Below are 20,589 nucleotides of genomic sequence, written 5' to 3' on the forward strand. Positions count from 1 at the left end.
TATATGGCTTGCCAAAAATTTATCGCCTCTTCGCTACCATTAAGGCAAAGTGCTCCTATACTAGGTATATCACCGACTTATTTTTAGCTACTTATTGTATTAAGCGTAGGTGAAGCCATGAATAACATCGAACATTTTGTTGAAATAGGCATTGCGCTCTCAACAGAAAACAACCATAAAGCACTGCTAGAAAAGATATTAAAGAGTGCTATGGAGCTTTCGCATGCCGATGCCGGCACCATCTATTCCGTCGAGAATGAGCAACTTGTTTTTGATACTGTGCTTAACAACAGTTTAAACATTCACTTTGGTGGCACAAGTGGCAAGCGCATGACTTTTCCTGCAATTGATATTTATAAGTTTGGCCAAGTCAATAGTAGTGCCGTCGCCGCCGTCGCCGCAGGTAATGGCAGCCCAATTAATATTGATGATGTCTATACCTGTCATCAATACGATTTAAGCGCCGCACGAGCGATGGATCAAAAAACTGGCTACCACACGCAATCGGTATTAACCTTGCCGATGAAAAATCATCAAAAAGAGCTCAATGGTGTTATTCAATTAATCAACGCCACGAATGAGCAAGGGCAAGTTATTGCCTTTTCGCAAGAAGTCACTCGTACTGTCAGTGCCTTAGCTTCCATGGCTGCGGTTATCATCACCAATAAACATCTGGTTGATGAAATGGAAAACTTATTTTCTGCCTTTTCTAAACTTATCGCCTCAGCCATAGATAAAAAATCACCTTATACTGGCAGCCATTGTCGGCGCGTGCCTGAAATTACTATGATGATGGCTCATGCCTGTAATGATATTAACCGAGGGCCGCTGGCAGAATTTTCCATGTCGGACGCTGATTTTCATGAGCTCAGCGTTGCCGCATGGCTACATGACTGCGGTAAAGTAGCAACCCCTGAATACATCATGGATAAATCTAAAAAGCTTGAAACTATTTTTGATCGTATCGAATTAATTAATGCACGCTTTGAAATTGCCGCCCGCGATATTTACTACAGCAGCAAACTGTCAGAGCCAGATAAGGCCCTACAATTAAAACAACTTGAAGAGGACAGAAAGTTTCTAGCTGAGGCAAACACAGGAGGAGAGTTTTTTGATAATGAAAAAGTTGATCGTGTCTATCAAATCGCTCATCGCCACCAAGTAACCATTGCCGGGGTTAGCCAAAACATCATCAGTGATGATGAGCTTCAAAATCTTATCATCGCACGCGGTACATTAACGACAAAAGAAAGACAAATTATTAATGATCACATGAAGGTGACTGTAGAAATGTTAGAGTCTATGCCCTTCCCTAAACATTTAGCCAATGTGCCCGAATACGCCTGCGGCCATCACGAAAAAATGGATGGTACAGGCTATCCAAAAGGGTTAAAGCGCCATGAAATGTCAACACAAGCACGCATGATGGCAATTGCTGATGTTTTTGAAGCATTAACCGCTAACGATAGACCTTATAAACCACCCAAAACTTTATCGGAAACACTAACCATCATGGGGAGAATGAAATTAGGCAATCATCTAGACCCAGACTTATTTGACGTATTTATTAGTGAAAAGGTCTATTTAAAATTCGCTCAGGAATTTTTAGAGCCGTCACAAATAGATGATTTTGATATCAGCCAAATACCCGGTTATCAGCAAATTTAGTCTTCTACTCTAACACCCCAAACATCATGTTCATCCGCATGAATAATTTGTACCCAAAGCATATCACCCGGTTTGGCATCAAAGTCATCAGATAAATACACTTTACCGTCAACTTCTGGCGCATCCATATACGAGCGACCCACAATACCAAGGTCATTTACTTCATCCACTAGAATTAAATACTCTTGACCAATTCTTGCTTGCAACTTAGCAGCACTGATCTCAGCTTGTACCGCCATAAAACGTTGTAAGCGCTCTTGTTTTACCTCTTCACTAATATGATCAGGTAATTCATTGGCTTTTGCTCCTTCAACATCTGAATAAGCAAAACAACCAACGCGATCAAGCTGCGCTTCTTTTAGAAAGTCTAGTAATTCTTGAAACTCTTCTTCTGTTTCCCCCGGGAAGCCAACAATAAAGGTAGAGCGAATAACTAATTCTGGACAGATTTCACGCCATTTTTTAATACGCTCTAAGACACGCTCAGAGCTACCTGGGCGCTTCATCAGTTTTAAGATGCGCTTATTGGCATGCTGGAACGGAATATCTAAATAAGGAAGAATCTCACCTTTTGCCATTAATGGAATAACATCATCAACATGCGGATAAGGATAAACATAATGTAAACGTACCCAAACACCTTGTTTAGCTAATTGCTTACATAAGGCCAACATAGAGGTTTTTACCGGCATACCCTCGTAAAAATCCATTTTATGTTTAACATCGACGCCATAGGCTGAGGTATCTTGCGAAATCACTAATAACTCTTTTACACCAGCATTAGCTAAGCGCTTTGCTTCACCAATAACTTCACCCACTGGGCGTGAGTCTAAATCACCGCGCATCGATGGGATAATGCAGAAGGTACAGCGATGATCACAACCTTCAGATATTTTTAAATAGGCATAATGTTTTGGCGTTAACTTAACACCATGATCTGGCACTAAATCAATGTGCGGATTATGTTTTGGCTTAGCCACATGCTCATGTACTTGATTGAGTACTTCATCATAAGCATGCGGACCAGTAACACCTAAAACATTCGGGTGAAGTTCAATAATTTCATCTTTCTTCGCACCTAAACAACCAGTTACCAACACCTTGCCATTTTCAGCTAGCGCTTCACCTATGGTATCAAGTGATTCTTGAACGGCTGAGTCGATAAAGCCACAGGTATTAACAATGACCATATCGGCATCATCATAACTTGGCACCACATCATAACCTTCAGTACGTAGCTGAGTAAGAATACGTTCAGAATCAACAAGATTTTTCGGGCAGCCAAGTGAAACAAAACCTACTTTAGCATTTTCTTTTGGCCCTGATTCTACTGAGTTTGACTGTTTAGCCTGCTGCTCCATCACCTTTTTTGGCGTATCTAAGGTGGTGGTTTGTTTAGGCTTTTGTCGGCTAGTTTGCGGGTCGAATTGTTCAACAGTCATAATGCGCTCTCATTAATCTTGAATAACTGAAATTTTGAGTGCGCGGATTATACAGAATTTAATCCTTGCTGTCTTTGCTAATGACTTACGATGACAACAAGTTTATTAACCCTGCACAAAATAGCAAAGCCATTCCGCAACAACTTAATTAAAAATGAATAACTTATTGCCCCCACTTACAAAAATTTAAACTATATTTACTAAAACATAACTTGCTTTTTAAGGGATAGATATGCCTTCACGTAGCTCTTGGTTACCCTGGTTATTTACATCTTGCGCATTATTTTCTAGTAACAGTTACGCAGAGCTTTCAGCTACAGTAACAGCAGCTTCAGATTACCTTTTCAATGGTGTCTCTCAAACTGACGAAGACCCAGCAATACAAGGCAGTATAGATTGGTCAAACAAGCATGGCTGGTATGTGGGCAGTTGGGCCTCTAACGTAGATTTTGGCGATGATACCGATGCAGAAGTTGATTATTATGCCGGCTATTCTAACAATATTAACGATGATGTTTTTTATGATGTCGGTTTCGCCCATTACACTTACGTAGGCGGTAGCAACAGTAGTGATATCAACTACACCGAAGTTTATTTGGCCATGGGTTATCAATCAACTCAGCTTAAAGCCTGGTACACCAATGATTACGCAGGTACCGATGCAGGACACTACATAATTGCCTTATCTCACAGCCTAGAGTTAACCGAGCAAGTCACCTTAACTTTCCAAATTGATCGCTCCGCCAGCCTAGATGATGACAAGTTTGTCTGGGATAGCAATGATGACAGTTATATTCATGCCAAGGTAGAAACAGCGTTTAGCTGGCAAAGCTTTGATTTTGCGGTGTCAGTAGAAAAAACAGATCTTGACTATGATGATGATATAAAACTACTAGGTAGCGTTAGCTATACCTTTAATTTTTAACACCATACAAGCTCACACAATAATAAAGTACAAGGTTTCCCTATGATATTCGAAGAAAAAAGTCTCTCTGTTAAGTTACTGTCGGTTGTTGGTGCCTTATTTATCATAATGTCTATATGCTATATGGCTGTCAGCGCTTATTCTCTTGGCAATACTGAAAAGGTCATTGTTAATCAAGTGAGTGAAGAAGTATCACACCAAATTGAGGGTACAGTGCGCTCAAAAACCGATGCCATTGCCAGCCAAATTGCCAACCTCTTTGAGCAATCATTCGCGGTACCTGCTAGGTTGGCTAGTCAAATTAAAAGTAATATTGAAGGGGAAATCCCCCAACCCCTAACCCGCGATCAAGTTGAAGCGCTGGTTCGAAGTACACTCAAATCAGGAAACACCTCTTCTTTATATGCTCAATTTGAAAACAACCAATTTGATGGCAAAGACAGTGACTATACGCAAGGCTATAGACACTCAGTCGTGGATAACGGCAGTTTTGAAGTCTATTTTGTTAAAGAAAATAATGGCAATATCAGCCAAGAAATTGTTGATGATGCCAATGAAAAGCACGATGCAACCTTAGATGAATATGGCTTTCGCGCAGCCGAATGGTATTTATGCTCAATGGATAGCTTAAAAGCTTGCGCTTCTAACCCCTACAATTATGAAATCCGCCCAGGTTATAGCGAATTAATGACAAGCTTAGTTGTGCCTGTTATCGCCGACGGTACATTTAGAGGCGTCGTTGGCGCTGACCTTAACCTACCTATATTGCAAAAACTAGCAAAAGAGTTAAAAGCATCATTATATAATGGTAATGCTAAAGTTTATATTGTCAGCCACAAAGGCTTTCTTGCCGCCGCAACTGAACACGAAAAAGGCTTGGCTAAACAGTTTGAACAAGTATTTAAAAATAGCGCGGCTCTTTTAGCAACCTCAGGCCAAGATAAAACAACCACAATTGATGACTTCTTATATGTTGTACAACCGATAAATATAGCAACAGCGGGTGTTGAATGGCAGCTTGTCGTTGGCATTAATGTGAATACGGCAATGCAACCAGTCAACACAGTATCCGAAATGATATCTAGTGAGGTTGCTAGCATATTAACGAATACGCTAATGGTTGCTATTGTTCTGATAGCTATAGCTTTGCTGCTAATAAAACTTTTCACTAGGAGCATTGTTCGCCCTGTGGAAATGGTTGCAGATCGCATGACCGAGCTTGCAGGCCAAGGTGGCGACTTAACCCAAGCCATAGAGGTACAATCTCATGCTGAATTAATTAACCTAAGCCATGGCTTTAATCAATTTAGAGAAAAAGTGAGGGAGTTACTAGAGCTAGCCAAGCAATCTGGCCTTCGTGTCATGCAGATGAGCGAAGAAAGCAAAGATAATGCGCAAAAAACCCATCAACACATTTCAACACAGCAAACTGAAGTCAATACCATAGTTACCGCAATCACAGAAATGTCTGCCACAGCTCAAGAAGTTGCCAGCACAGCTTCATCAGCAGCCGACAACGCTGATGCTGCTACGCGCTCGGTAAAAGATACTGAAAACGAAGTCTCTATTGCCTCAGAGCAAGCTTCAGAGCTTTCTAAAGAAATAAGCTCTGCCTCAGAAGCAGTGAAAGCGGTTTCAGTACGCAGTGATGATATTAGAAAAATCCTTGATGTTATTGGCTCTATAGCTGAACAAACTAACCTACTTGCACTTAATGCAGCCATAGAAGCTGCCCGAGCAGGCGACCATGGTCGCGGCTTTAGTGTAGTCGCGGATGAAGTACGAGCCTTAGCCTCGAAAACAGCAGAGTCTGTTGATGAGATATCCCAAGTGATCACCGCACTTCAACAGGAAGTCTCAAATACGGTTAATATTATCGAGCAAGGTAGTGTTAAGGCAGATAACACCGCGTCTAGCGCAACAGGTGCATTTGAGAAAATGCAAGAAACTGTCGGTCAAATTGAAGAGATTAACCAGCACATTATTCAAATTGCTGCAGCGGCTGAAGAGCAAAGTCAAGTATCTGAAGAGCTGAATAAAAACATGGTGGTTATTGGCGATGCCACTAATGAAGTAGCGACACTGTCAGAGGCTTCAGATGCCAGCGCAACAAACATACATCAATCAGCCCATGAGCTCATTGAGCTGTTAAATAAATTAAAGACTAGCTAGCCCTAGCAATACATGCAAAACATACTAACGGTAAGAGCTAAAGTGTATACATCTGATCTGTAAATAACTGCTTTTCTGATCTTATTAAGAATCAAGATATTGCTTACCCTAGGTTTCAGAAGTGTCCAATTATTTTACAGTTTTAAGTTTTACTGCTGTAATGATATTTTCATTATCTTGATAATAAAAGGAAAATTTATTACGGCTCGATTTATGCATAGGATTTATTCATAAATTTATGCGCTATGCACATTAACAGCAAGAAACTAAGCTTTATAAATACAAGCATTCTTTAGAGAGCGAATATGAACTTAAAATCAACAAAATTAGCATTGATTGGCTTACTTTTATCAATCACAGGTTTCGCCAATGCCGGATTAATTGAATACGATCTATTATCTATTTCTGACCGTTACGGCGCGTCATCGGCTGTATATAATGGTGATGGTTATATTGGTGCATATAGATCATCCTATTCAGGTATTTTCTGTTTAGAACGCGAAACCTGTAAAACAGCACTGCAAGTAGATATTTCTGATTTATTTGCTTTAGGAAATATTACCCTAAACTCTGTACAGTTATCATTTGAATTAAAAGAATCTAGTGCTGGCACTCAAAACATAACGGCCTCTGCATTTAATTCACAAGGTCAATTGTCTCATCACTTTTTAGCGCCAAGCGCTTATGCTCAAAGTATTTTCAGCGTAACAGGACAAACAGCTAATACATTAGATATAACCAACTTGTTCACGCAAGGCTTTAATTTAGGCCATAACTGGTTTGGCTTACATTTAAACGCTTCTACAGAATATATGTGGACATGGACACAAGCTGGCTATGACAGAGATGATGCCAAAGTTAGAATTACCGTTGATTACTCTGTTAACGATATTCCAGAGCCTTCTACTCTTGCCATCTTTGCCTTAGGTATTTTGGGCTTAGCGTCTCGCAAATTTAAAAGATAATAATTTACTCCATTAATTATCTTGTAAAAAGCACCTTAGGGTGCTTTTTTATTGCTATCAGTTGCTTAACAAGCATATCTCTTAAGCAAAAAAACACCCTATTTAGCGCTATCAATTAGTTAACTTAAGCTATGCTTAATGAATGGAGGCAGTATGACTTGGCGCTATATTGAATACATCACCTTATTTTGGTTCACTCCCCTTGCTTTGTATTCTTTACGTGAGCATTTGGGCTATATACTCATACCATTTTTAATCGCTATTGCTATTGGCTGCCTTGTTGTATTAATGCAAAAAGGTGTATTACAAGCGCAGTGGCAAAAAGCTAAAAACATTAACTATAGCCATCTCTATTCAATTGCTACGGTGTTTGTAATTATTGCTACGCTCTTTTTAGTTGTTATCGCAGTAACCCTGCCTGAAAAACTGTTAGACCTACCCCAAAGTGACACCAATACCTGGTTGTTAATACTATTACTTTATCCATTTATCTCTGTGTTTCCACAAGAAATCATCTTTAGAAGCTACTTCTTTCATCGTTATCGAAAAGTATTTACTGGTAACAATAGTCGCTGCTTTTTTAGCAGTTTAAGTTTTAGCTTAGCGCACTTGCTTTATGCCAATTGGATTGCCGTTATCCTGTCTTTTTGTGGTAGCTTATTATTTAGCTACCGTTATGTAAAAACAGATAACATCGCCTTAGTTATTGTTGAGCATAGCTTATGGGGTATGTTTATTTTCACTTCTGGCTTAGGTAGCTTCTTTATTGTCAGCACTTGGCTTTAACTAGCTAAGCGTATTGCCCTAAAATCATTAACTTTTCATCAGTGCTTCATATTTTTGTCATTTTCGCTCGCTTAAATAACGACAAGCTTGATTAATAGGTCAATATTACATGAGTCAGTCAGTTATCGCTTTTCCCCAAGAAAAAACAACCAGCCTACTCGACTATTTACAGCCTTTATTAACACGAAAATCAATCACCCCTAATGATGCTGGCTGCCAGCAATTTATTGCCAAGCAATTAACTGCGCTAGGTTTTTCTTGCCATCACTTTAACTGTAACGGTGTTGAAAATCTCGTTGCCTCAATTGGCTCAGGTAATACCCGTATTGCCTTTGCCGGACATACCGATGTAGTACCAAGCGGCGCAGAAAAATTATGGCAAGCACCGCCTTTTTCCGGTCAAATCATTGATGACTTTGTTATCGGTCGCGGGGTTGCCGATATGAAAGGTGGCATTGCCGCTATGTTGTCTGCCATAAAAAAATGTTGAGCTTCTTTTAATTTAACTAAAAATACACTTTACTTTTTAATCACCTCCGATGAAGAAGGTGAAGCAGAATTTGGCACAAAAGCCATTATGGCTTACTTAAAAAGTAAAAATAAGCTACCGCACTTTTGCATTATTGGTGAGCCTACAGCAAGCATGCAAACCGGCGATGTTATCAAGGTTGGTCGTCGTGGCGCCATTTCTGGTGAAGTCATCATTCAAGGACAGCAAGGCCATGTTGCCTACCCTAAACAAAGTGATAACGCTGCCCACACAGCAGCAAAAATTAGCAATTGCTTAACTGAGCTAGTATGGGATCAAGGCTGTGAAGACTTTCCGGGAACAAGTTTGCAAATCACTTCTATCGATACCGGAAAATGGACTGATAATATTATCCCCGGCAGCAGTAAAATTGCTTTTAATGTACGTTACTCACACAAGCAAAGTGAACAGCAAGTGAAAAACATTATTAGCGCTAAGCTGGCTAAATTTAACGAAAAAGCAAGCATCCGTTGGTTACGCCCTTGCCAAGCTTATTTTACCTCAACACAAGCATTTAATGGGGTAAGCTTAGTTACCGAAGTGGAGAAGGCTATTTTTAATGTTTGCCACCGCTTTCCAAGGCTTTCAACCTCAGGCGGTACTTCTGATGGTCGATTTATAGCGCAAGGCAATTGCCAAGTCGTTGAGTTAGGCGTGCCAAATACTAGCATTCACCAAATTAATGAAAAAGTGCGCCTTAAAGACTTATATACACTAGAAAGCATCTATATTGATTTACTTTCACGTATGATGTCTTAAAGCGCACTTTAGTTTATCTTAGTTATTTAGCTAATTAAGCTAAATAACGTTTTTTCTTGTTGTCTTTAAGCTTTTCAATATCAACTAACACTAAGCCATCAATGCAGTTATTAAAGTCTGCATCGATACCAAAATCTATAAAGTGAACACCTCCAGGCTCGGTTAATTCACTATATTGTTTATACAAGGTCGGTATAGCAACGCCCATATTAGCCAGTAGATTTTTCAACTTGGAAAAGTCTTGTTTATAGTCATCCCCGACAAAATGTTGTTTCAATTGTTCTAATAACGCTTGATTAAACTGCACAGGATTGCGCGATGGCGCGAAATTCTCGATACTGCCAAAATATAAACGATAGAAATAAACTAATAAGTCTTTAGCCGCTTGTGGCATGGCATTACTAATGCTAACAGGGCCATAAAGGTAGCGATATTTAGGGTACTTTTTAATAAAAGCGCCAATACCAAACCATAAGTAATCTAAACTGCGCTTGCCCCAATACTTAGGCTGAACAAAACTTCGGCCTAACTCTAGCCCTTGCGCCAAATAATCCGACATCTTTCCTTCTAGATTAAACAAGCTATGACTATACAGGCCATCTAAACCCATAGCATTTATGATCTCGGCGGTGTCAGCAAATCGGTAAGCACCAACCACTTCTAGCTCATCATTATCCCAAAGTAATAAATGAAAATAATGTTGATCAAACTTATCTAAATCTCTACGTAAGCCGCTGCCTTCACCAACCGCTCGAAAGGAATGTTCCCTTAAACAGCCTATTTCACGCATAATAATGTCATTCTTGGTCGCTCTATGCAGATAAACTACCTTGCCATCAGGCGTTTCGCCTAAATGCTCACAATGCTCAATCGCTTCTTTAAGTTGCTTACGATCTTCTACAGGCGCTATCGCACTTTGCGTTTGAAAAACATCGCCTTTGCCCTTTTTTAAGCGATAAAGATGACGTTTAAACATTTTGGTTTTGGTTTTAATATCAACGAGCAAGGCACCATAATGCTCAAAAGGTATTTGCTTACCAATACGCATCGGAATATCTTTTTCTTGCTGTTTAAACATTTCAGACACCAACATTAACGTAGATATTGGCTTAGACAGCATAGAGACACCATAAAAAGCAGCCGAGTTCTTCGCTTCAATATAAATAGGAATAATCGGTGCTTGGCTTTGGCTGGCAAACCTTAAAAAGCCGCTGTGCCATTTGCCATCTCGAATGCCTTGAGGACTGAGTCGAGACACTTCACCAGCTGGAAAAACAATAATCGCTTGCTCATTGGCTAAGTGATTATGAATCGCCTTAAGGTCATCTTTTGGCGTTGTCCCGCCCATATTGTTTACAGGCAGCAACAATGGGTGTAACGGCTCTAACTCCATCAATAAACTATTCACCACCACCTTAACGTCACGGCGAATATCACACACCAGCTTAATCAAAGCTAAACCATCGAGTGAGCCGATGGGATGATTGGCGATAATGACAACCTTGCCGGTTGCCGGAATATTTTCCCGCTCACTATCACGCACTGAATAGCTTACATCAAAATACTGTAAAACCTGTTCAACGAACTCTAAACCATTTAAATGCGGATATTGCTGACCGAATTCCTGAAATTTATCAACATAAAGCAAGCTTTTGAGTGCTGCTTTAACGGGCTTTTCTATCCATGGTTTATCTTTTAAAGACGGTAAGTTTTTGGTTACAACATCATCTACATCAATCATATATCACTCAATAGTTAGTGGTAATCAAAGTCACTCTAAGCAACAAAAATTAACTTTTTGTGACACCTTAATGATGTTTATATGACCAATAAATCAGTTACTTCCTTTAGCTATTGAATTGTAACAATTGTAATAATGCTGGACTTATTTATGCAAATGAGAATAATTCTCGCTCATTTGAGCGTTATTAACATTACTATAATATAGGTCTAGCATGAAACTTGAAAAACATAGCAGAGGGCTAACACCTCTCGCAGCAGCTATCTCTCTAGCACTTACAGCACCTTTAGCATTTGCTGAAGAAAACAAAACGAAAGACGAAGATATTGAAAAGATTGAAGTAACAGGTAGCTTTCAACAATCTTTAATTAATCGTATTCCTGTTACCCCAAAAGAGCTGCCGTTTACTTTAGATGTAGTTGACAGTGAGCTATTAGAGCTTCGCAACTTCACCCGCCCTATTGAAGCGTTAACTACCTTACCTAACATCGCTCGCACAGAAGACAGAAACGGAACAGGTACTACCAGCTTCATTTCGCGTGGTTTTACTGCCCCTATTTTAGTCGATAACCGCATTCAAAATAACTTTAGAGGGGCTGGTGCTCGTGATGATTCTTTCGTTGAGCGCTATGAGATCCTAAAAGGTCCAGCCTCCATTGCTTCAGGCCCTGTGGGTGCTGGTGGTATCATTAACACAGTAACTAAAAACCCATACGTTGAGCAAGGTGCCAGTGTTAAGCTGCGCGCTGATCAATTTGGTAGCGCAGGTGTTGATTTTGACTTCAACATGGGTGAAATCAACAACTCTGATACAGTATTACTACGTGTAAGTGGCGCCTATAGAGATTTCAAATATGATGCAGATCACCAAGGACGCACAACCACAGCTATTCGTCCTGTTGCCATTTTTAATCTGGGTGATAGCACCTCACTAAAAGCCAGTGTTGCTTATCGTGAAACTGAATCTAACCCAAATGGCGGTTTCCCTGTGCCAAATGGTGAAATTCCAGACAATATTGATACAGATACCTTCTTAGGTTTTGTTGATGGTGAAGTTGAATCAGAAGATTTACTTATCAACACAGAGCTTAACCATGAGTTTTTAGATAACCTAAAACTTACGGTTCGTGCCAGCAAACAAGCTACCGATATGGACTATAAACACATTGGTGGTGTATACAGTTACGACAACTTAACAACAGGTGATTACACTTACCTTTCAGAAAATGCTGCGCAAAATGAAATTAATGCCACCTTTGTTGATGCACAGCTTGCCTACCAAGCTAACTTTTGGGGGCGAAGCCATCAACATTATTGATGGCTTTTCGCAATAGTGCATTTAATTATGCTGGCGTAAAGTAAATTGGTGAATTTGGCCCGACAGGTAAGCCAAAAACAAACACCCAAACATAAAACAATACCACCCAACCAACAAAGAATATCATCGAATACGGCAGCATAGTCGCAACTAACGTGCCTATGCCCATATCTTTTTTATACTTGGTTGCGACTGCTAATATCAAGCCAAAGTAACTCATCATAGGGGTGATTAAGTTGGTAACCGAATCGCCTATTCTATAAGCCGCTTGTATGGTTTCTGGCGCATAACCAACAAGCATTAGCATAGGGACAAAAATCGGGGCTGTTGCTGCCCACTGCGCTGATGAAGAGCCTAAGCTTAGATTAATCACCGCACACATAAAGATAAAGAAAACAAAAATTTCCGGGCCAGTTAAACTCAGCGCTTGTAATAAGTTCGCCCCATTAACCGCCATAATAGTGCCTAAATTGGTCCACTTAAAAAAGGCAACAAATTGCGCAGCAAAAAACACTAACACGATATACATGCCCATCGAGCTCATGCTCTTAGACATCGCATTAATAATATCTCTATCATTGTTCATTGTGCCAACAACTTTACCGTATACAAAACCTGGAATAAGGAAGGTAATAAAGATAATAACAACTATGCCTTTTAAGAAAGGCGAGCCAGCAACAGCGCCCGTTTCTGGGTGACGTAAAATGCCATTTTCTGGCACTATGGTTAGTGCCAGCACAGCACAGGTAATTAAAAATGCTAGGCCGGCATATTTTAAGCCTTTCACTTCAACATCAGTTAAATGTTCAACTTTGTTATTGCTTAAATCTTCACTGGCTTCATCATTGTTGTACTTGCCTAATCTTGGCTCAACGATTTTCTCGGTGATCACTGTACCTAAAATGGCAATCATAAATACAGAAACAAACATAAAGTAATAGTTAGCTTCTGGGCCTACTTGATAATCTGGCGCAATTAATTGCGCTGCTGGCGTTGTTATACCCGCAAGTAAGGGATCAATAGTGCCCAATAATAAGTTAGCACTATAACCACCAGAAACCCCGGCAAAAGCAGCGGCCAAACCGGCTAAGGGATGTCTGCCTAAACTATGAAATATCATGGCAGATAACGGAATTAACACCACATAACCTAACTCAGATGCGGTATTAGATAAGATTGCCGCAAGCACAATAGCAAAAGTAACAAAGCGTTTTGACGCCCCCATCACCATGCCGCGCATAGCAGCGGATAACAAGCCTGAGTGCTCAGCTACACTCACCCCTAATAAGGCAACAAGTACCGTACCTAGTGGTGCAAAACCGGTAAAGTTAGTGACTAAGCCTGTCATAATGCGTTGTAAGCCTTCAGCACTTAATAAGCTGACCACTTCAATAACGCCATCTGCCTCACGGCCTTTTGAACCAACAGGTCTAGGATCAATTGCGCTTAAACCAAAAAAGTCAGCAATACCGCTAAAAATAATGATTGCCAGACAAAAAATAGCAAATAGTGTTATCGGGTGAGGTAATAAATTCCCCAAAAACTCTACCGTGGCAAGAAAGCGATTAAACAAACCTTTCTGGGTATTCTCTAATGGTTTAGTGTTTTGCATGTCCAACTAAATATGCCCTTAATACGAATAAAAAATTACCGAAAGATAACATAAAGCATTAAGGCATGTCGCCTACATCAGATTGATTGACAAAAAAATGCGTTGAAGTTCAATATATAGTGCTTATAGACAGAAGTAACCTAACCCTAAATTTAACAATACTCATTCAAAATATCCTATTTTAGTTCGGCAATATTTATCATATAGTAAAGCTAACATTTACCTATAGTTATGAATTACATGGAAGTATATGACAAGTAAAGTAACCATCTTAAATGCTTCAAAAAAGTTTAATCCTGTTTTACCTTTGCTAGAGTCTAAAGCTCAAGATGCCCTTAATAAAATAGGGAAACACATTCGATTACCTAACATTGATATTATAATCAGCCCTTGGCCCAAAGAGCATGTTACTACCACAGGAATTCTTGGCTGTGTTAGCACTCAATATTTAATTGATATTTTATTAGATACAGAGCGAGATGATCTTTTAGATATCATCAATAATGAGCTGCCCCTCGTTTTAGCCCATGAATTGCATCATGTCGTGCGCACATACTCAGGAGTTCAGGAAGAAAAACTATTACAAGTGCTAATATCTGAGGGCTTGGCTTGTCATTTTGAAATGATGTTCATAGAGAAGAATACCATTAGTTTTTTCAGTGAAATTAAAAAATACAACTGGATTGATTTATATAAACAGATGGACGATTACCTAGATAACACAGACTTTAATTACCCTTTATTTTTTGGCGGAGAGGATACATCTAAATTTCCGAATCGAGCAGGTTACTGGGTCGGGTATAATTTAGTTTCACAGTACATAAACAAGTATGGTGGCTGCGCTGCAACGCTTGTTAACATACCTGCTGAAAAGATTCTATTAGCGCATTCATGATTATTTTATTACAAATTCAAAGGCTGTTTTTTGAAAGAGCAATACTCGATATTTCAGTCTTTAAGAACCTGATTAACTTTAGCTTAATATCGCAAACCTATTATTTTACGGAGTAAAAATGAAACACACTTGGCTTACTGTTTTGCTTTCATCAATGTTAGTCATATCATGTGGTGGCTCAGGTGGCGATAGCTCCACTGACATTCCCAAAAGTGATGATATTACAAACTTAGCAAACACCGCTTGGATAAAAGAATGCTCACCTTATAATAAACTATCAAGCGATGATTCAAATACGGCTTGGAATGTCATAACCAAGCTATCCATTGATGACGAACTAAAATCAACCTATCGCACTGAGTATTTCAGACCTGAAGATACCTTATGCGAAACCAGAGAATTTGATTCAATTGATGTTTCGACATTTGATATTAAAAGTAAGGTAATTAGCGATGAAAGTATTGCAGCTTATGGCCTAAATGAAACCTTTATTTACAACTCAGGTAATGGTGTTACTTCGCCAATGTACACCTTAATTTATGTTAACAGTGAAAGACTTTATTTTGGTCAAAGCTCAGGTGCCAATACTGGTGAAACAGCAAGTACAAGGCACTCTTCTATATCGCTAGATAATTATTTTATTCAACAAGTAAACTAACAATGGCTATTAACTGACAGCCATCAATGACGAGTAATATTAACTATGTATCAAGGTAGCTGCTTGTGCGGCAGAGTAAAATTTCACATTGTCGGACAAATTACCGACATCATTCATTGTCATTGCTCCTTGTGTCGCAAATCTAGCGGAACAGCGTATGCGACCAATGGCTTTGTTAATGTTTCAGATTTTAACATTATTGCTGGCGAAGATAATTTAACTCACTTTGAATTACGACCGGGTAAAAAAAGGCACTTCTGTAAAACCTGTGCTTCACCCATTTATAGCTCTAACTCGCTAGATAATAGCCGGATTAGAATACGTTTAGGGGTACTTGATTCAGATATAAACGAGAAGCCGATTTCCCATAATTTTGTTACCTCCAAAGCGAATTGGGATAATCTAGATGCTGACTTACCTCGCTACGAAAAATATGAGCCTAGCCGTAGCTAACTATTGCCAAATGGCATTTTCGTAGAAATCACACATAGTTAAGGTGTATAGATAATGACTGAAAAGGTTGTTCTAATTACGGGCGCAGGTCGTGGCATTGGTGCGGCTACCGCTAAGCTATTTGCTGAAAAAGGTTATGCGGTTTGCATAAACTATAAAGCAAATAGTAAAGCTGCGAATTTGCTCGCCGATGAAATAAGCGCAACTGGCGCAAAATGCATTACCGTGCAGGCGGATGTGTCTCAAGAAGATGATGTAAAAAGGCTTTTTTCAATTATTGAACAGGAGCTAGGTGCAATTAGCGTGTTAGTAAACAATGCTGGCATACTGCATCAGCAAACACGCTTAGAAGAGATGACCGCAGAGCGAATCAATACGATTTTAATCAATAATGTCACTAGTTATTTTCTTTGCTCTAGAGAAGCAGTTAAGCGTATGTCAACTCGCCATGGCGGCAAAGGTGGCGTAATAGTTAATGTATCTTCTGGTGCGGCTCGCACTGGCTCGCCAAACGAATATATTGATTATGCCGCCTCAAAAGGCGCAATAGATACCTTAACCAAAGGCTTATCGTTAGAAGTTGCAGCTGAAGGTATTCGCGTGAATTGTGTTAGACCCGGCCTTATTTATACTGATATGCATGCTGATGGCGGAGAGCCAGAGCGAATAGCAAGATTAAAAAGCAAAATCCCCCTACAACGCGGTGGGCAGCCTGCAGAGGTAGCTGAAGCTATCTACTGGCTAGCATCAGATAAATCATCATTTTCTACCGGGAATTATCTAGATTTATCTGGTGGACTTTAGGGACAATGTAATTAAGCTAGTATCAATTAGGCTCCCTGATTTTTTCGAGGCAAAACTATTTCAAGAAAAATTAATTCAAGGCAAACTATCAAATGAAACATACCGTAGAAGTACTGATTGACGAGCAAACTGTACAAGCCAAAATACAAGCGCTAGGTCAAAGCATCACTGCGCATTATCAAGACTCTAGTGACTTAGTTATTGTTGGCCTGTTACGTGGTTCGTTTATTTTTATGGCGGATTTATGCCGCGCCATTTCAATTGCCCATAGTATCGATTTTATGACGGCATCCAGTTATGGCAACACCATGGAAAGCTCGCGCGATGTGCATATACTTAAAGATTTAGACGATACCATTGAAGGTAAAGATGTTTTATTGGTGGAAGATATTATTGATACGGGCAATACACTAAGCAAAGTAAAACAAATTCTAAGTCTTAGAGCGCCTAAATCATTAAAAATTTGTACTTTGCTCGATAAGCCGAGTAAACGTGAAGTCGCTGTTGATATTGACTGGCTTGGCTTTGAAATTCCTGATGAGTTTGTTGTTGGCGTTGGCATAGACTACGCGCAAAAATATCGCCACCTGCCCTATATAGGTAAAGTTGTCCCTCTGGAAGTTGAAGACTGATAGCGGTAAGCGCTAGTTTATCACTTGATTGCGACCTGCCGCTTTTGCTTGATATAACTTTACATCAGCTTTTTTTAGCATGGCATCTAAGTTATCTTCTAATTGCTGATGTAAACCGATACTTACTGTCATCGATAACTCTTGCGGCAAAAAAGTTATTTTCGTTTGCGCCAATTGCTCACGAAATTGTTGACACAAAGATAAAGCCTTGGCGAACTGCTCACCATAAAACAACACACAAAACTCCTCTCCACCAATGCGTGCCACAAGGTTCTGACAAAATACTTTTTTCATTAACTGGGCAAAATAAACCAATAACTCATCACCCGCTTTATGACCATAAGTATCATTAATTTGTTTAAAGTGATCGATATCGAACATGGCCACAGCAATTTGACTGGCACTGCTTCTTTGCGCCTGAAATATATCTTCTCCCGTAGAAAAAAAGTAACGGCGATTAAATAACCCCGTTAAAAAATCACAATTAGCCGCAGTGCGTAATGCTTCCATATAGTCGAGTAAGCTTATATTTTGATTAATTCGGCACAACAATTCTTCATAAGCAACAGGTTTAGTAAGAAAGTCATTAGCGCCATTTTTGATAAATTGCGCCCCTAACTCACTGTTACCTGTGGAAGACAAACCAATAATCGCCAGCTGCTCTTTTGGCTGTAATTGCCTTAATGCTAAGGTTAAATTAAAACCATCCATTTCAGGCATTTGATAATCCGTCAGCACCAGCTTGATGTCAGGGGTTTGCTCAAACAAAGTTAACGCCTGATGACCATTTTCTGCTGTCAGCACATCAAAATTTTGTAGCCTTAACATTTGCTCTATAATCGCCCTACTCGTGGCTGAGTCATCAACGAGCAACAATTTATTTTTTGCGTTGTTATCTATGCGACCAACGAGTTCAACCGCGTATTCATAGGCGTTAATACTATCTTTAATAATGTAATCAATGACGCCCTTTTCAATCATTGTTGAACGTAGTTTCTCACCAAAAGAACCCGTCATAGTAATCATTCTAACCTTGGCTCGGTTGAGCAAATCAACAATCTCACCCTTTGGCGCATCAGGTAAATTTAAATCACATATCGCCAGCAAATACTCATGCCGATGTTTACTTAAGCAAGATTTTGCTTGGGCATAATTACTGGCGGTGTGTATTTGTACATCGTAACTTGCAAGCATGAGTTGCTTTAACATCACCAAAAGCGAGTCTTGATCTTCTATAATGAGAATTGGTTTGATAATTCTTTTGACTGGCTGAGCGTTGTTATTGTTTCTTATGTTATCTCTAACATTGACCATGTATAAACTTACCCTTGTTTTAGCGCCGAGTTATTATTTAACAATTTAAGTATAAGTTAACTTGGCAATTATGCTATTTAAGGGCGGAAAGCTGATATTTTCTCTTTACGAACAATAAAAAAAGCAGTACACAAACTATGTATACTGCTTTTAATATTAAGTTCTGCTTGATGTACTGGCTAATTTTCTACTTAGCAATTACTTCAATAAATCAAGCACATTAGCTAAATCAGACTTACCTTCGGCAATCTCTTCTGGCGTTAAACCTGATAACTCATGAGGAAACACTAACCATTCATCGGATTCGTGAATATAGTAGTCAGGCTTAATATCTACCTTACTATTTTGTGGTTTATACCAAGGACAAGCAATACGTACATCAGAAGGCATGTTTTTACGGGTTAGCTTTTGTAACTGCTTAATTAACGCATCAATGCTTCGGCCTGAATCAAAGACATCATCAACAATCAATAAGCCATCATCTGCATTAGCGTTTTCAATAATATAGTGCAAACCATGTACTTTAATTTCTTTGCTTTGCTGATTAATACCATAATAAGATGAAGTACGCACAGCGATGTGATCTGTTTCTACTTTCTTAAAGTCAAAGTACTCTTGTACAGCAATACCAATTGGTGCGCCACCACGCCAAATACCAACGATAAACTGCGGCCTAAAACCGTCTTCATATACCTTAGCGGCAACTCGAAACGAGTCTTCTAATAATTCTTGGGCAGTGATAAATTTTTTAGTCATATTAGTTGTTTCTTACTATGGAAGTAGTGTAATGTTGCAAATTATAACAATACCTGACCGATTGGTTAAGTAAAAAATATTATTGTAACATTTTGCCGGTTTAATAGGCACTACGCCGTTAACCTGTGATTGATAAATTTAAAAGCAAAAGTGTTGCTTGCGTCGAATATTTTGACGTTAAGTAAGAGAAGTATTAATGAAAAAAACCATATTAACAACTACTGCCTTAGTGTTTGCCCTGATAAGTTCAACGACAGTGCTAGCTAAGACAATAAAAATTGCCTCGTGGAATATCGCTTGGTTAGGCTCGCATGAATATAACGAACGCAAAAGCACAGATTATCAAGCACTAGCAAGCTATGCAAAACAGCTTGATGCCGATGTTATTGCCCTACAAGAAGTAGAAAGTGCTTTTTGGGCAAAGAAAGTATTAGGTGATAGCTACGACTATTATTTTTCGACTAAAGATTGGGTACAACGTGTTGGTATTGCAGTAAAAAAGTCTGCTGGTTTAACGGTTACAGCAAATGAATATAAAGCACTTGATGTTGGCCGTGTACGTCACGGTATGGAGTTAACGTTAGTTAAAAACAATCAAGAACTGACCTTATTGGCTGTACATTTAAAATCTGGTTGTTTTGCTAAACCGCTAGATGATAAAAGCGTTGCAGCTATGGCTGACTCAACCGAAAACGAGTTAAGAAACAAAGAAGCTTGTACTATTTTAAGCAAACAAATTAAGCCCCTTGAACAGTGGATTGATACACAAGCGAGTAAAGACAAGGCCTTTATTGTTCTAGGTGATTTTAATCGCCGTTTTTCTCAAGATATCGCCTTAAAGCACAATGAATCACAAGGTTTATGGCAAGCACTAAATGACGAAGGTAATAGTGCATTATGGACACCAACGGCGAGTAAAAATTCAGACTGTTGGGGCGGGTATTACAAAGACTATATAGATCACATTGTATTTAACCCTAAAGCTAAACAGCTCTATGTAGATGATTCCTTTGAACAGCTAGTTTTTACGCCTAAATATACCCGTAAACTATCACAAACCTTAAGTGATCATTGCCCTATCTCGGTGGAAGTTAAACTTTAACTTTGCCTGTTTTGCCTAGGCTGGATATAATTGATAAGAATTAACCGTTGCTGATAAT

Annotated in this window: 17 protein-coding genes and 1 pseudogene; 13 read left to right on the top strand and 5 right to left on the bottom strand. The window is 39.2% G+C overall.

Annotated features, from left to right (window positions below):
- Window positions 1-117 precede the first annotated feature (117 nt).
- Window positions 118-1,668, top strand: coding sequence for an HD domain-containing phosphohydrolase (locus tag EMK97_RS04165; RefSeq protein ID WP_130599720.1), 1,551 nt, complete (start codon window positions 118-120; stop codon window positions 1,666-1,668).
- Here the strand turns inward: EMK97_RS04165 and rimO are convergent.
- Entirely contained in the window at window positions 1,665-3,110 is a 1,446-nt protein-coding gene (rimO, locus tag EMK97_RS04170; RefSeq protein ID WP_130599722.1) for a 30S ribosomal protein S12 methylthiotransferase RimO, read from the bottom strand. The two genes, EMK97_RS04165 and rimO, sit on opposite strands and share 4 nt — an antisense overlap.
- Before the next feature lie 232 nt (window positions 3,111-3,342).
- On the opposite strand from rimO, the gene EMK97_RS04175 reads away from it, so the two are divergent.
- The 5 genes and pseudogenes from EMK97_RS04175 (at window position 3,343) to dapE (ending at window position 9,246) form a co-directional block, all read left to right on the top strand.
- Complete coding sequence (locus tag EMK97_RS04175; protein ID WP_130599724.1) at window positions 3,343-4,035, top strand: TorF family putative porin; 693 nt, start codon at window positions 3,343-3,345, stop codon at window positions 4,033-4,035.
- Between the two features lie 42 nt (window positions 4,036-4,077).
- Window positions 4,078-6,207 (top strand): methyl-accepting chemotaxis protein, encoded by a 2,130-nt coding sequence (locus EMK97_RS04180; protein WP_246028878.1) that lies wholly within the window; start codon window positions 4,078-4,080, stop codon window positions 6,205-6,207.
- A 305-nt stretch (window positions 6,208-6,512) separates the two neighbouring features.
- Entirely contained in the window at window positions 6,513-7,172 is a 660-nt protein-coding gene (locus EMK97_RS04185; RefSeq protein WP_130599726.1) for a PEP-CTERM sorting domain-containing protein, read from the top strand.
- 153 nt (window positions 7,173-7,325) lie between these two features.
- Complete coding sequence (locus EMK97_RS04190) at window positions 7,326-7,958, top strand: CPBP family intramembrane glutamic endopeptidase (RefSeq protein ID WP_170176720.1); 633 nt, start codon at window positions 7,326-7,328, stop codon at window positions 7,956-7,958.
- Between the two features lie 109 nt (window positions 7,959-8,067).
- Window positions 8,068-9,246 (top strand): annotated as a pseudogene (gene dapE / locus EMK97_RS04195) (succinyl-diaminopimelate desuccinylase).
- A gap of 34 nt (window positions 9,247-9,280) precedes the next feature.
- Here the strand turns inward: dapE and olsF are convergent.
- Window positions 9,281-10,987, bottom strand: a complete 1,707-nt coding sequence (gene olsF / locus EMK97_RS04200) for a bifunctional ornithine lipid synthase OlsF (RefSeq protein ID WP_130599730.1) — start codon at window positions 10,985-10,987, stop codon at window positions 9,281-9,283.
- Window positions 10,988-11,201: 214 nt separating this feature from the next.
- Here olsF and EMK97_RS04205 point away from each other — a divergent pair, with 214 nt between their 5' ends.
- Complete coding sequence (locus tag EMK97_RS04205) at window positions 11,202-12,305, top strand: TonB-dependent siderophore receptor (protein ID WP_130599732.1); 1,104 nt, start codon at window positions 11,202-11,204, stop codon at window positions 12,303-12,305.
- Window positions 12,306-12,330: 25 nt separating this feature from the next.
- Here the strand turns inward: EMK97_RS04205 and EMK97_RS04210 are convergent, their stop codons facing one another.
- Complete coding sequence (locus tag EMK97_RS04210) at window positions 12,331-13,917, bottom strand: AbgT family transporter (protein WP_130599734.1); 1,587 nt, start codon at window positions 13,915-13,917, stop codon at window positions 12,331-12,333.
- Window positions 13,918-14,167: 250 nt separating this feature from the next.
- On the opposite strand from EMK97_RS04210, the gene EMK97_RS04215 reads away from it, so the two are divergent.
- The 5 genes from EMK97_RS04215 (at window position 14,168) to hpt (ending at window position 17,359) form a co-directional block, all read left to right on the top strand.
- Complete coding sequence (locus EMK97_RS04215; RefSeq protein WP_130599736.1) at window positions 14,168-14,812, top strand: DUF2268 domain-containing putative Zn-dependent protease; 645 nt, start codon at window positions 14,168-14,170, stop codon at window positions 14,810-14,812.
- A gap of 118 nt (window positions 14,813-14,930) precedes the next feature.
- Window positions 14,931-15,470, top strand: a complete 540-nt coding sequence (locus EMK97_RS04220; protein WP_130599738.1) for a hypothetical protein — start codon at window positions 14,931-14,933, stop codon at window positions 15,468-15,470.
- 45 nt (window positions 15,471-15,515) lie between these two features.
- Entirely contained in the window at window positions 15,516-15,923 is a 408-nt protein-coding gene (locus EMK97_RS04225; protein WP_130599740.1) for a GFA family protein, read from the top strand.
- Window positions 15,924-15,974: 51 nt separating this feature from the next.
- Entirely contained in the window at window positions 15,975-16,727 is a 753-nt protein-coding gene (locus EMK97_RS04230; protein WP_130599742.1) for an SDR family oxidoreductase, read from the top strand.
- A 92-nt stretch (window positions 16,728-16,819) separates the two neighbouring features.
- Window positions 16,820-17,359, top strand: a complete 540-nt coding sequence (hpt, locus tag EMK97_RS04235) for a hypoxanthine phosphoribosyltransferase (RefSeq protein WP_130599744.1) — start codon at window positions 16,820-16,822, stop codon at window positions 17,357-17,359.
- A 12-nt stretch (window positions 17,360-17,371) separates the two neighbouring features.
- Here hpt and EMK97_RS04240 read toward each other — a convergent pair whose 3' ends face one another.
- Window positions 17,372-18,673 carry a GGDEF domain-containing response regulator gene (locus EMK97_RS04240; protein ID WP_130599746.1) on the bottom strand — a complete coding sequence of 434 codons (1,302 nt, stop codon included), beginning with the start codon at window positions 18,671-18,673 and terminating at the stop codon, window positions 17,372-17,374.
- A gap of 198 nt (window positions 18,674-18,871) precedes the next feature.
- Window positions 18,872-19,429, bottom strand: coding sequence for a phosphoribosyltransferase (locus EMK97_RS04245; RefSeq protein WP_130599748.1), 558 nt, complete (start codon window positions 19,427-19,429; stop codon window positions 18,872-18,874).
- A gap of 196 nt (window positions 19,430-19,625) precedes the next feature.
- Here EMK97_RS04245 and EMK97_RS04250 point away from each other — a divergent pair, with 196 nt between their 5' ends.
- Entirely contained in the window at window positions 19,626-20,531 is a 906-nt protein-coding gene (locus EMK97_RS04250; RefSeq protein ID WP_130599750.1) for an endonuclease/exonuclease/phosphatase family protein, read from the top strand.
- Window positions 20,532-20,589: the final 58 nt, after the last annotated feature.

It is taken from the genome of Litorilituus sediminis (assembly GCF_004295665.1).
Lineage (GTDB): Bacteria > Pseudomonadota > Gammaproteobacteria > Enterobacterales > Alteromonadaceae > Colwellia > Colwellia sediminis.